Here is a 12,583-nt window from a genome sequence, read left to right on the forward strand (position 1 = left end):
GGCCGTTCCTCAGAGCCGGTATGCTTGCTTGGCAAGTCGATATGCGAGGTCGTGCGCGACCTCGCGGGCCTCATCCTCCGCGAGCCGCCCATCGGCCACGAGAGTTGCGAGATAGGCGCAATCCACCCGCCGCGCGACGTCATGACGCGCAGGTATCGAGCAGAAGGCACGGGTGTCGTCGTTGAAGCCGACGGTGTTGTAGAAGCCGGCTGTTTCAGTCGTCAGCTCACGGTAGCGGCGCATCCCCTCCGGGCTGTCGAAGAACCACCAGGCGGGCCCAAGCTTCAGCGCCGGATAGGCGCCGGCAAGCGGGGCGAGTTCGCGGGAATAGCTCGTCTCGTCGAGGGTGAAGACGATGACAGTCAGCTCCGGCTGCATGCCGACGGCGTCAAGCAGCGGCTTCAGAGCCTTCACATAGTCGGTGCGGGTAGGAATGTCGAAACCCTTGTCGCGGCCGTGGCGGGCCATGACTTCGGCGGAATGATTGCGCCAGGAACCGGGGTGGATCTGCAGGACAAGGCCATCCTCCAGGCTCATGCGCGCCATCTCGGTCAGCATATGCCCCCGGAAGACGTCGGCTTCCTCGGGCGAACATTTGCCTGCCAGCGCCTTCTGGAAAAGGGCGGCGGCTTCCTGCTGTGCCAGATTTTCCGTCCTTGCGGTCGCGTGGCCATGATCGGAGCTCGTGGCGCCGTAGGACTTGAAGAAGGCGCGGCGAATGCGGTGGGCCTCGAGATAGCCCGTCCACGTCGTCGCGTCGGTTCCCGCCAGTTCGCCGAAGCGCTCGATATTGGCGCGAAAGCCTTCAAATTCTGGATCGACGACGCTGTCGGGGCGGTAGGCGGTGACAACGCGGCCCTTCCAGCCGGACTTACGGATCATCTCGTGCCAGCGCAGATCGTCCAGCGCGCTTTCCGTCGTGGCGATCACCTCGATGTCGAACCGCTCGAACAGGGCACGCGGGCGGAACTCGGGCTTGGACAGGCAGTCGGCGATGTGATCGTAGTGATGATCGGCATTTTCGGCGGAAAGCCGTTGTGACAGGCCGAATACCGTCTCGAAAGCATGGTCCAGCCACATGCGGCTCGGGGTGCCTCGGAAGAGATGGTAGTTCTTCGCGAAGAGCCTCCAGATCTTCCGTCCGTCGGTTTCGGTCGGCCCGCCATCGATTCTCGGCACGCCAAGGTCGGTCAGCGCGATCCCCTGTGAGCACAGCATGCGGAAGACATAGTGGTCCGGCGTGACGAAGAGCTGCGCCGGATCCGGGAAGGGTTTGTTTTCGGCGAACCAGCGGGGGTCTGTATGTCCGTGCGGACTTACGATGGGCAGATCGCGAATGCCGGCATAGAGGTCGCGTGCAATTCCCCTTGTCCTTGATTCACTTGGGAAAAGCCGGTCCTCGTCGAGCATTCCGATGGCCTCCCAACCGATCGTAAAATACATATGAAGAAAGAGTTATTGCATTGGGCTGGTCATCTAATATGTTAGTATGCAGCATGAGTCAACGGAGGTTTGCATGGCTGACCAGGTACAGTTCCGTACGGTAGAGGTGAGCCGGCTTCCGTCCGTGACCGATCAGGTGTTCGAGAGCCTCTATCACCAGGTGGTCGAGCTCGAACTGCCGCCTGGAACGAAGCTGTCCGAGGTTGAGGTCGCGAAATACATGGGGGTGTCGCGACAGCCTGTCAGAGACGCCTTCTACCGCCTGTCGCAACTCGGCTTCCTGCTGATCCGTCCGCAACGGGCAACGGTGGTGACCTATATTTCCGTGCGGGAAGTCATGCAGGCGCGTTTCATCCGCACAGCGCTTGAAATGGAGACCGTCCGCGCGGCGGCCGAGCGTCTGACCGACGCCCAGATCGACCGCCTCGAGGCCTTGATCGTCGAACAGCAGAAGGCGGTCGATGCCGCCGACAAGGTGCTGTTCCACTCGCTCGACGACGATTTCCACAAGCAGATATGCGATCTATCGGAGCACGAGTTTGCCTGGGCGCTGATCCGCGACAGCAAGGCCCATATGGACCGCGTGCGTTATCTCAGCCTTTCCTTCGGCGCGCAGACAGCGCTCGACGACCACAAGATGATCCTGGAAGCCCTGCGCGCCAGGGATGGGGATCGCGCCGCCGCCGTGATGCGCGAGCATCTCTACCGAATCAAGTCGATCATCGGCCGCATCCGTGATAGTCACGGCAGCTATTTTGCAGAGGATGAACGATGACAGGCAGCATGGTTTCCATCGGCGAGTGCATGGTGGAAATGGCGCCCACCCAGGATGGGCTCTACAGCCGGGGTTTTGCCGGCGATACCTTCAATACGGCGTGGTATCTGGCGCGGCTGATGCCGGAAGGAACGACCGTCGATTATTACACGGCTGTCGGTACGGATGGCCTTTCGGACCGGATGATCGCGTTCATGGGCGATGGCGGCGTTGGCACCAGCCACATCCGCCGCCTTTCCGACCGTACCGTCGGCCTCTACATGATCGAACTCGCAAACGGCGAACGGAGCTTCATCTACTGGCGTGGCACGTCAGCCGCCAAGCGGCTAGCGTCAGACAGGGCGGCTCTCGCCGAAGCCCTTGCCGGACGCTCGCTCGTTCTCTTTTCCGGTATCACGATGGCGATCATTGACGCGGAGGATCGGGACGCCTTTCTTTCAGCGCTGCAAACGGCGCGGGGCAATGGCGCGACGATCGTCTTCGACCCGAACATGCGGGCGCGGTTGTGGCCAGATGCCCAGACCATGCGTGATACGATCACGGCTGCCGCCAGCGTCGCTGACATCGTGCTTCCGTCTTTCGACGAAGATCAGCGGGAGTTCGGTGATACCGATCCGCAAGCGACCATTGCTCGCTATCGGGCGCTTGGGGTGGGCTGCGTCGTGGTGAAAAACGGCGCCGGGACCGTTTATGCGCAGGACGGCGAGGAGGCCGCGACCTACGAACCGGTTGCCGTGAAGACCGTGGTCGACACGACCGCCGCTGGGGACAGCTTCAACGCGGGCTTCATAGCCGCGCGGCTTGGCGGTGCCGGACTTCGGACCTCGATCGAGAGGGGATCGCGTCTGGCCGCCCAAGTGGTCCAGAAGCGCGGCGCTCTCGTCGACATAGCGGACTGATCACTCCACCTGATTTGACCTGTAGAGGCGCCGCAGATAGGCCTGCGTCGCCTCGACCAGCACTTCGACGCTTTCCCGCGCGATGGCTTCGTCGTGCAACGCGAAATTCTGCAGAATCAGGCCGTCGATGCCGATCAACATGAAGCGGGCGACGGCGCGCGAAATCCGCAAGCGGTCCTCTTCCGACATGCGCGGATCATCCAGGATGAACTGGCTGTAGAAATCGATATAGGCGGCATACTGACGCTCGGCCAGCCATTCGGAGCCTTTGGTCCTCAAAGCGTAGAGCGTGAGTTCGATCTGCGCCAGCTGGCGATCTTTCGTCTCGCCGATGTAATACCAGATGAGCCGGAGCAGCGTGGCAATCCGCTCCTCCGGTGTCCCGACAAGCGGCGCTGTATGATAGCGGCTGCGCATATCCGCGATCATTTCGTCGAGAACGGCGAGCAGGATAGCTTCCTTGCTGTCGAAATAATAGTGCAGCGTCGCCAGGCGAACGTTTGCGCTGGCAGCGATCTTGCGCGTCGTCAGCGCCTCTATGCCGCCGCTCTCCAGCACCTCGCGGGCACCCCGGATGATCCTCGCGCGCGTTTCCACTCCCTTTCGGGTACCGCCGGCTCCCTTAAGGCCGGGCTTGCGGATTTGCGCGTCGGCTGGCTCATCCATCGTCGTCAGGCTGCCTCGTGGGTTATGCGACCGTCGCAGATCGTCATCCGTACCGGAATGTCGGCGATAGCTTCATGAGAGACTGAGTGGATATCGGCGGACAGGATCACGACATCCACGAGATAACCCGGCTTCAACATGCCCTTGCGATCCTCCATGAATTCGACCCAGGCGCCGGTCCGCGTGTAAGCCGTCAGGGTTTCCTCAAGCGTAAGACGATGATCCGGCATGTCGTCGGCCCAGGGCTTTCTGGTCATCGCGTCGCGGATGCAGCTCAGCGGCGGCAATGGCGAGACCGGCCAGTCGGTCGAAAAGACGACGGTCGCCCCTGCGTCCTTCAGCGCTTTCCAGGCGAAGGCATGCGGCCAGCGTTCTCGGCCGATATAGGTGAGATAGGGTTCCAGCGGCAGGCCGGCCGATCCCGGCGGATGGGTGGGCTGCATGGACGCGATGGTACCGGTGGCGGCAAAACGGGCAACATCGTCCGGGTGGACGACCTCGATGTGTTCAATGCGATTGCGGCGGTCGCTACGACCGTTTTCCTGCTGGGCCGCATCGTAGCCGTCGAGCACCATGCGGACTGCCCCATCGCCGATAGCATGGACCGCTATCGGGAGACCAAGGCGGTCGGCCTCCACGGCAACCCGGTTGAAATGCTCCGCCGAAAACAGCGGTTCGCCCTTCCAGCCGGGCTTGTGGCTGTAGTCATCGACAAAGACGGCCGTCTCGCCTTCCGTGACGCCGTCCATGAACATCTTGACGAAGTCGCAGCGCAGCTTGTCGCTGTCGAAGCGTTCGCGCCAGACTGCTGCCTTTTCTTGCAGATCGCTCAGCGGCATGAAGTTCTTCATGTGGTAGGGCATGCGGACCCGCACCGGAAGGCCTGTGGTGTCCTCGATCTCCTGCAGCATTTCCAGCTGGTAGAGGCTGCCGTCCATGTTCTGGAGCGAGGTGATGCCATGCGAGGCGCAATAGGCGAGGCCGCGCTTGATAACCTCGATGTCGCCGGCCCGTTCTTCCGGCGTGACGTGATTGGGGTCGCCGCCCGTGCCGACGCCGAGACCCTCGCGGCCACCCGTCGCGCTCATGCCGGAAACTGGCCTGATCGCGTTCGATTCCCGCAATTCTCCGGTTGCGAGGCCGTCATCGCCCATGACGATCTCGTTGCCGACGCCGACATCGCGGCCATGGAGGATCCCGGCCTTTTCCAAGGCTATCGTGTTCGCCCAGGCCGTGTGGTGGTCCGGGGAGAACATCAGAAACGGGCGGTCTGGGATGATGCGGTCGAGGTGATGGCGCGTGACGCGCTCCTCCTCCGACAGGATCGTATAGTCGGCCGATTGGGCGACCAGCAGTGGAAGTTCCGGGTTCTTGGCGGCGTAGTCCCGCACCTTCGCCTTGAGGGCATCGAACCCCTTCAGCTGAAAGAGCGACAGCTCGCCGAGACCGACGGAGCCGCCGAAGATGTGCATGTGGGCTTCGTTGAAACCCGGCATGACCGTCGCCCCGGCGGCGTCGACGATGCGTGTCGCCGATGTCCCGAGCGCCTGAATTTCCGCGTCGTCGCCGACCGCGAGAATGCGGTTGCCGGCGATGGCGATGGCCTGCGCCACGGGTGACGCCTCATCCATGGTCAGGATGCGGGCGTTGTGGATGATGATGTCGGCTGCTTGTCCCATGGTACTCTCTCAGGCCCGGTGCGTGATGCGTCCGTCGCAGATCGTGACGGCGGCGCGAACCGTATCCATGATCTGGTCCGCCGGCACCTTCTCGATGTCGTGCGTGAGGATGACAACGTCGGCGAGGAAGCCCGGCTTCAGCACCCCCTTGCGGTCTTCCATGAACTCCACCCAGGCGCCGATCGAGGTGTAGGCCTCGAGCGATTCTTCGAGCGTGAACCGCTGGTCCTTCAGGCCGTCCTTCCACGGCTTGCGGGTCAGGGCGTCCTGGATGCACTGGAACGGAGAGACGGGCGAGACCGGCCAGTCGGAGGCGAAGACGACGGTGGCACCGGCCTCCTTCATCGTCCGCCAGGCATAGGCATAGTCCCAGCGGTCTTCGCCGATTTTGTCGGTGGTCGGCTCCGCCGGGAAGCAGGTGCCGCCGGGATAGTGGACCGGCTGCATGGAGGCGACGATGCCGAGTTCGGCAAAGCGCGGGATGTCGTCCGGATGGATTACCTCGATATGCTCGATGCGGTGACGGTGGTCCTGCTTGCCATTGGCTTTCACGGCGGCCTCGTATCCATCGAGCGTCTGGCGGATGGCGGCACTGCCGATTGCATGCACGGCAACCTGCAGGCCCAGTGCGTCGGCCTTGGTCGCGATCGCGTTGAAGGCCTCGGCGGTGAAGAGGGGCTCGTAGGTATAGCCGGGGCGGTCGCCGTAACCGTCCAGCATGAACGCCGTCTGGCTGTCGAGCACGCCGTCCATGAAGACCTTGACGAAATCGCCGCGCAGCATGTCGGTCGCAAACTCTCGTTTCCACTCGGCCGCCTTGTCCAGTTCGGCGAGATCCATGAAGTTCTTCATGTGGAAGGGAATGCGGATGCGGCAGGGCAGCTCGCCCGCCTGTTCCAGGTCGCGCATGATGCGGAGCTGGTAGTGGTTGCCATCGAAGTTCTGGATCGAGGTGACGCCCCAGGAGGCGCAGTACTCCAGCCCGTTCTTCAGGATGGCGCGGTCGAGGGCGTATTGCTCTGGCGTCACGTTTTCCGGGTCCATGCCGGTGACCATGCCGAGTTCCTCGCGCCCGCCCGTGGAAGCGAGTGCAGCCACCGGGCCGAAGGCATTGCCCTCGCGCAGCTCACCGCTCGCCAACCCGTCCTCGCCCATGACCACCTCGTTGCCGATGCCGACGTCCTTCCCGTGAAGGAGGCCCGCCTTTTCGAGCGCCATCGTGTTGGCCCAGGCCGTGTGGTGGTCAGGCGCGAACATCATGAACGGACGGTCGGAGATGATGGCGTCGAGATGCTGGCGGGTGCAAGGCTCGTTGAGGCCGATGATCGAATAGTCGGCGGAAAAGCCCATCAGCAACGGCTCGTCGGGATTTTGGGCGGCATAGGCGAGCATCTTTTCCTTCAGGGCCTCGAACCCCTGCACGCCATGGAGGTTGAGCTGCCGCAGAGAGACGGAGCCCGGGAAGATGTGCATATGGGCCTCGTTGAAGCCCGGCATGACGGTCGCGCCGCCGGCGTCGAGGATCTTCGTGGCGGGCGACGCGAAGGCTTCGACCTCCGACAGACTGCCGACGGCTGTGATCCGGTTGCCGGAGAGCGCTAGGGCCTCGGCTTTCGGATTGTCCTTGTCCATCGTCAGCACGACGGCGTTCTTGATGATGATGTCGGCCTTGCTCATGTATCTCGTTCCGATAAAGCCTGGTCAGACGCGGCAGAGCGCGCGGAAGAAGGCGAAGTTGTCCTGTTTCAGTTCGTCGTCGAGCGGATTGGGCTGCGACGACAGCTTGACGACCACCGTCTCGGTGGACGGGTCGACATAGAGCCACTGGCCGTGGATGCCGATAGCGCAGAAGGCGCCGTCTTCGAGGCCCGACTGGTACCACTGGCTGCGATAGCGGCCTTCGGGCAGGAAGGTTTCGTCGCCGTCGACCCAGGCCTGATGGCTGCCGGCCGTCTGCATGTCCGCGACCCAGGCGGTCGGCACGACCTGATTGCCGTTCGCGACGCCATTAAGTCGGAGCATCTCGCCAACCCGAGCCAGATCGCGCGCCCGCATGCTCATGCCGCCGGCGGTGCGGGCGGTTCCGACGCCGTCGACGGTGATCGAGGCATGGCCCAGCGCACCCATCGGTTTCCAAAGCCGTTCCGACATCAGGTCGGCGATCCTGCGGCCGCTGGCGCGTTCAATGATGATGCCGAGCAGGTCCGAATTCGGTGACTGATAGTGGAACGGGCCGCCATGGGGTCCATCGCCCTTCTTCAGGCTCGTCAGCAGCCCCAGCATGGTATCGACCGGCTGCCCCGGGAGAGGCGGGTTCCACAGCATGGCCCGGCGGTAGCGACCGTAGTCGCCGTCGAGGTTCAGGTAGGATTCCTCGAAACGAAGACTGACCCGCATATCGAGCACGTCCCGGCAGGTGCAGTCGCCATAGGCGCTGCCGGCGGCCTCGGGCAGGTAGTGCACCACAGGCTTGTCGGCGTCCAGAACGCCGTCAGCCTCCAGAATGCCGAAGATCAGCGCGGTCATCGACTTGCTGATCGAAAAGATGATGTGGCTCTTCTCGATGCCGGAATGGGCAGCATAATATTCGGCGACGATCTTGCCTGCCTTCATCAGCACGAAGCCGTCCGTGTGGGCGTATTCGAGGAAAGCGCGCGGCGTGGTCGCCGAGGCGAGGCCGGTATCCATCGGCTGGTCGAGCAGGTCGGACACGACTTCCGTTTCAGGGGTCTCCACGCTGCAGGCGATCCGTGCCGTCGGCACGATCTCCTCGACATTGTGGAAGCTCCACCGGCTGTAGGGGGTGTTGCGCCAGTTGGCGAGCGTCACGTCGGCGCGGGCAAAACCGTAGCGCTTCTCGAATTCTGTTGTCATGGCAAAAGAAAATCCGTCGGGAGGGTGATGGCACCCTCCCGTGTCGTTCATATCGCTGGATCGGACGGCTTATTTCTGCAGTTCGGTCCAGATCTTCGTGTAGAGCTCCTGCACCGGCGGTTCGCAGCTCTGCAGGAATTCACCGGCTGACTCGAACTCGGCCGGGACGACGAGTTCCGGTGCCGTCTGCATTTCCGGCGGCATGAACTGTTCCGAACCCTTGATGCCGTTGGCATACTTGGCGAAGGCCGAGATCATCGCCGCGTTTTCCGGATCCATGATGAAGTTCATGAACAGCTTGGCGTTCTCGACGTTCTTGGCGTCCTTGAGGATCGCGACGCTATCCATGAAGAACGGGAAGCCTTCCTTCGGATAGCCGAACTTGACGTCGGCGTTCTTCTCGCGAGAGCGCATGATCGCGCCGTTCCAGTAGTAGACGGCGGCGTAGTCGCCGGTCGGCAGCTTCTCTGTCACGCTATAGTCCATGGCGAGCCACTTGGCCTTGGCCTCGACCAGCTTGTCCCGCACCTTGCGCAGCACGTCCTTGTCGGTTGTGCACCAGTCGCCGCCGAAATACTTGATGGTGGCGAACAGCACGTCGTTCATCTCGGGTGCGACGTTGATCTTGCCGACCAGCTCTTCCGGCGGATCGAGAAAGATCGCGGAGGTATTGATGTCGCCCTTGTAGACGGCCGTGTTGACGCCGATGCCGGTCAGGCCCCACTGCCACGGAACGGTGTAGTGACGGCCCGGATCCCAAGCGACATCGACCCAGCGGGGATCGACGTTCTTGAAGTTTTCCATCTGGTCTGGACGGGCTTCGAGAAGCAGGTCTTCCTTGACCCAGATCGGAACATAGTTGGCCGAAGGCACGACGATGTCGAAGCCGTGGCCGCCGGCGCGGACCTTGGCAAGCGCCGTGTCGTTGGAATCGTAGTCGGTGACCGTCACCTTCACGTCGAAGGTTTGCTCGAACTTCTTGATCATTTCCGGGCTGGTGTAGTCACCCCAGTTGTAGATGTTCAGTTCGCCGGCTGCCGAGGCGGTTCCGGCAAAGGCCAGCAGTGTGATCGCCGCTGTCGCGGTGGTCGTCATCCATTTCATTTTCATAGTCCGTTCCTCTCTTTTGCTCGGATGTCGGTTTGTTATTGTTTTCGTTTGTTGATGAAGAAGAAAATCATGACCAGCACCGCCGACAGGGCCAGGAAGACCGTGGCGATGGCGTTGATTTCGGGCGTGGTCTCCCGGCGCAGCTGGCCCAGCATGTAGGTCGGCAGCGTATCCTGTCCGCCCGATTTCACGAACTCGGTGATGACCACGTCGTCGAGCGAGGTGACGAAGGCCAGCATGAAGCCGGCGATGATGCCCGGCCGCAGCAATGGCAGCGTGACCCGCCGGAAGGTCATCCACGGCGTGGCGTAAAGATCCGCGGCGGCCCGTTCGAGCGTCAGATCCATGCTTTCCAGCCGTGCCCGGATTGGAAGATAGGCAAACGGGATACAGAAGGCGGTATGGGCGAGTACGAGGTAGCCGAGGCCCGAATAGCCGGTCCAGACCTTGATCCTGGAAAAGACGATCAGCAACGCCACGGCGGTCACGATTTCCGGCACCATGAGCGGCTGGTTGATGACCGCATATTTGAAGGTGAGACCGCGATAGGGTTCGGTCCGCGTCGTCGCCAGCGCCGCCATGGTCGCGGCGATCGTGGCGAGCGCTGCCGACCAGAGCGCGATCACCAGAGAGCGAATAGCCGCGCTCTGAACCGCATCGTTGTCCCAGGCCGAGACGAACCAGCGCGTCGAGAACCCGCCCCATTGCGAGAGAGACTCAGCGGAATTGAACGAGTAGACGACGAGGGCCGCGATCGGGAGGTACAGCGCGAAGAAAGTGAAGAGGGCGATGAAGCCGAAGCCGGGCTGTGTGCGGATGTTGAATTGGGTCTTACGCATGGCCGGCCCCCGATCGTGAGGCGTTGCGCACGTAGAAAAGCAGGGCGATCATCACCAGCGCCATCAGCGTGATGGAGATCGCAGCGCCGAGCGGCCAGTTGCGGCCCGCGCCGAACTGCAGTTCGATCAGGTTGCCGAGCATCATGTTCTTGCCGCCGCCGAGCACGCGGGGAATAACGTAGGCGCCGAGCGAGGGGATGAAGACGAGGATCGAACCCGCGATCAGGCCCGGCTTTACCAGGGGTATGATGATGCGCCAGAGCACCTGCAGCCGGTTTGCGTAGAGATCGTAACCGGCCTCGATCAGGCGGAAGTCGAGTTTCTCGATCGAGGCGTAGAGCGGCAGCACCATCAGCGGCAGGTAGACATAGGTCATGCCGAGCAGGTTGGCGGTGTCGGTATAGATGATCTGCAGCGGGCTATCGATGATGCCAAGCCAGATCAGCGCATTGTTCAGGAGGCCTTCGTTGCGGATCACCTGCTGCATGGCGAAGGTGCGGATGAGGAGATTGGTCCAGAAGGGGATCGTGACCAGGAACACCCATATTTCCCGGGTCCTTGCCGGCCGCGTCGCGATAAAATAGGCGGTCGGGAAGCCGAGGATGAGGGTGAGGATCGTTGTGTAGAAGGACAGCTTGATCGAGCGCCAGATGATGGCCAGATGCGCGTCGGCGATACCCAGCGTGTCGTCGAAGATATCGCGTGTGAAGAAGACGGATACCCAGCCTTCCGTAGAGAACTGCCAGAGTTTGACGTCGCCGTAGTCGCCCTTTTCCATGAACGAATAAAGCAGCATGACGAAGAGTGGTCCGATGGCGGCGACCAGGATGATGACGAGGGCCGGACCGCTCAGAAGCCAGCGATTGCGGATCGTTTTTGTTTTCGCCGCGGCGGCGGCTTTTTGTGCCCCGCTCATGGTCAGGCCCTTAGGATCTGTGCGGCGTCGCGCCCGAGCTGAACGGCAACGCGATCGCCCTTCTGGTGCTCTTCGCCTCCGGAACGGACATTCTGTTCGCGTACGATGAAGGCTTCGCCGCTGTCGAGGCGAACGTGAAAATGCGTGTCCGTGCCGAAATAGATTGCCTCTTCCAGCACACCGTCGAAGCGACCGGTGCCGGGTTTGCCGAGGCTCGCATGTTCCGGTCGGATGACGACGGTAACTTTACCGTCTGGCGCGCCGCCTTCCGGCAGTGTGGCCTCGATCTCGGCGCCGGCGGCGAGACCGACGGTCGCCGTCGTTGTATTCCGGGCCTTGATCGAGCCCTCGAGAAAGTTCGACTCGCCGATAAAGTCGGCGACAAAACGATCGGCTGGCCTGTCGTAGATTTCGCGTGCGGTTCCGACCTGCCGGACCTCGCCGTTCGACATGACGGCGATCCGGTCCGACATCGTCAGGGCTTCTTCCTGGTCGTGCGTAACGAAGATGAAGGTGATGCCGGTCTCTGCCTGAACGCGCTTCAGTTCGATCTGCATTTCCTTGCGCAGCTTGTAATCGAGTGCGGAGAGCGGTTCGTCGAGCAGCAGAACCTTCGGCTTGGGAGCCAGTGCGCGAGCCAGCGCCACGCGCTGCTGCTGGCCGCCGGAAATCTGGCTGACCTGCCGATCGCGCATCTGCGTCATGTGCACGAGTTCCAGCATCTCGTCGACGCGCGCCTTGGTCTCCTCCTTTGGTCGGCCAAGCATCTGGAGGCCGAAGGCGATGTTCTCCGCGACCGTCATGTGCGGGAAGAGCGCGTAGCTCTGGAAAACCGTGTTGACCGGCCGCTTGAAGGGCGGAAGCGGCGCGATGTCCTCGCCGTGCAGGAGGATTTCACCGTTTGTCGGGAAATCGAAGCCGGCGATCAGCCGGAGCAGCGTGGTCTTGCCACAGCCGGATGGTCCAAGAAGCGTGAAGAACTCGTTTTCGCGAATTTGAAGAAAGACACCGCCGAGCGCGGTCACCTGATATTCGCCATACCCGTAAATGCGGCTCACGTCCCGGATATCGATCGCCACGCTCTCTTTTGTGCTCAAGACTTTTCCCCGGTCTCGTTGTCGTTCCAGAATATTCCCGTTGGTTGCGCCAGATCTTTCGGTCCGTCGCTGCCTTGTCGTCCTTCGACGCAATTCACATGCCACTCATCGGGGTTTTCTGTTCACTCCCTCGAATGATCAGGGACGCTCGCGATTCCGGGCGGTGCGCCCTTTTGGAGCCGGTAGTTCCCCTGTCATTCCTGCGTCCGGCTCTTTCCTCCGGTCGTCGTTTGAAAGGGATGCTGCACTAAAATTGGTCGTTTGACCATTTTTATTTCTCAAGGT

The 12,583-nt window shown here is 62.0% G+C and carries 11 protein-coding genes; 2 read left to right on the forward strand and 9 right to left on the reverse strand.

Annotated features, from left to right (window positions below):
- Positions 1 to 9 precede the first annotated feature (9 nt).
- Positions 10 to 1,410, reverse strand: a complete 1,401-nt coding sequence (uxaC, locus tag J5J10_RS20180; protein WP_211931478.1) for a glucuronate isomerase — start codon at positions 1,408 to 1,410, stop codon at positions 10 to 12.
- 106 nt (positions 1,411 to 1,516) lie between these two features.
- Between uxaC and J5J10_RS20185 the strand changes: the two genes are divergently transcribed.
- Entirely contained in the window at positions 1,517 to 2,218 is a 702-nt protein-coding gene (locus J5J10_RS20185) for a GntR family transcriptional regulator (RefSeq protein WP_208554070.1), read from the forward strand.
- Positions 2,215 to 3,117, forward strand: a complete 903-nt coding sequence (locus J5J10_RS20190) for a sugar kinase (RefSeq protein WP_211931479.1) — start codon at positions 2,215 to 2,217, stop codon at positions 3,115 to 3,117. The genes J5J10_RS20185 and J5J10_RS20190 overlap by 4 nt, the downstream gene beginning before the upstream one ends.
- Here J5J10_RS20190 and J5J10_RS20195 read toward each other — a convergent pair whose 3' ends face one another.
- The 8 genes from J5J10_RS20195 to J5J10_RS20230 form a co-directional block, all read right to left on the reverse strand.
- Complete coding sequence (locus J5J10_RS20195; protein WP_211931480.1) at positions 3,118 to 3,783, reverse strand: TetR/AcrR family transcriptional regulator; 666 nt, start codon at positions 3,781 to 3,783, stop codon at positions 3,118 to 3,120. It lies immediately after the preceding gene.
- Positions 3,784 to 3,788: 5 nt separating this feature from the next.
- The gene (locus J5J10_RS20200) at positions 3,789 to 5,462 is read right to left on the reverse strand and encodes an amidohydrolase (RefSeq protein WP_211931481.1); all 1,674 of its coding nucleotides are present in this window, start codon (positions 5,460 to 5,462) and stop codon (positions 3,789 to 3,791) included.
- Positions 5,463 to 5,471: 9 nt separating this feature from the next.
- Positions 5,472 to 7,139 carry an amidohydrolase gene (locus J5J10_RS20205; protein WP_211931482.1) on the reverse strand — a complete coding sequence of 556 codons (1,668 nt, stop codon included), beginning with the start codon at positions 7,137 to 7,139 and terminating at the stop codon, positions 5,472 to 5,474.
- Positions 7,140 to 7,163: 24 nt separating this feature from the next.
- Positions 7,164 to 8,336, reverse strand: a complete 1,173-nt coding sequence (locus J5J10_RS20210; protein WP_211931483.1) for a serine hydrolase — start codon at positions 8,334 to 8,336, stop codon at positions 7,164 to 7,166.
- A gap of 69 nt (positions 8,337 to 8,405) precedes the next feature.
- Positions 8,406 to 9,440 carry an extracellular solute-binding protein gene (locus J5J10_RS20215; RefSeq protein WP_211931804.1) on the reverse strand — a complete coding sequence of 345 codons (1,035 nt, stop codon included), beginning with the start codon at positions 9,438 to 9,440 and terminating at the stop codon, positions 8,406 to 8,408.
- Between the two features lie 41 nt (positions 9,441 to 9,481).
- Positions 9,482 to 10,285 carry an ABC transporter permease gene (locus J5J10_RS20220; RefSeq protein ID WP_211931484.1) on the reverse strand — a complete coding sequence of 268 codons (804 nt, stop codon included), beginning with the start codon at positions 10,283 to 10,285 and terminating at the stop codon, positions 9,482 to 9,484.
- On the reverse strand, positions 10,278 to 11,201 hold the full coding sequence (locus J5J10_RS20225; protein WP_211931485.1) for an ABC transporter permease: 924 nt from the start codon (positions 11,199 to 11,201) through the stop codon (positions 10,278 to 10,280). The genes J5J10_RS20220 and J5J10_RS20225 overlap by 8 nt, the downstream gene beginning before the upstream one ends.
- A 2-nt stretch (positions 11,202 to 11,203) precedes the next feature.
- Entirely contained in the window at positions 11,204 to 12,298 is a 1,095-nt protein-coding gene (locus J5J10_RS20230; protein WP_249116973.1) for an ABC transporter ATP-binding protein, read from the reverse strand.
- Positions 12,299 to 12,583 lie beyond the last annotated feature (285 nt).

The organism is Ciceribacter sp. L1K23, from assembly GCF_018122705.1.
Taxonomy (GTDB): Bacteria; Pseudomonadota; Alphaproteobacteria; order Rhizobiales; family Rhizobiaceae; genus Allorhizobium.

Coding starts and splice junctions, on each gene's coding strand:
- J5J10_RS20205 (WP_211931482.1), bottom strand. CDS start 7,139: ATGAGCAAGGCCGACATCATCATCAAGAACGCCGTCGTGCTGACGATG.
- J5J10_RS20220 (WP_211931484.1), bottom strand. CDS start 10,285: ATGCGTAAGACCCAATTCAACATCCGCACACAGCCCGGCTTCGGCTTC.
- J5J10_RS20185 (WP_208554070.1), top strand. CDS start 1,517: ATGGCTGACCAGGTACAGTTCCGTACGGTAGAGGTGAGCCGGCTTCCG.
- uxaC (WP_211931478.1), bottom strand. CDS start 1,410: ATGCTCGACGAGGACCGGCTTTTCCCAAGTGAATCAAGGACAAGGGGA.
- J5J10_RS20210 (WP_211931483.1), bottom strand. CDS start 8,336: ATGACAACAGAATTCGAGAAGCGCTACGGTTTTGCCCGCGCCGACGTG.
- J5J10_RS20195 (WP_211931480.1), bottom strand. CDS start 3,783: ATGGATGAGCCAGCCGACGCGCAAATCCGCAAGCCCGGCCTTAAGGGA.
- J5J10_RS20200 (WP_211931481.1), bottom strand. CDS start 5,462: ATGGGACAAGCAGCCGACATCATCATCCACAACGCCCGCATCCTGACC.
- J5J10_RS20215 (WP_211931804.1), bottom strand. CDS start 9,440: ATGAAATGGATGACGACCACCGCGACAGCGGCGATCACACTGCTGGCC.
- J5J10_RS20225 (WP_211931485.1), bottom strand. CDS start 11,201: ATGAGCGGGGCACAAAAAGCCGCCGCCGCGGCGAAAACAAAAACGATC.
- J5J10_RS20190 (WP_211931479.1), top strand. CDS start 2,215: ATGACAGGCAGCATGGTTTCCATCGGCGAGTGCATGGTGGAAATGGCG.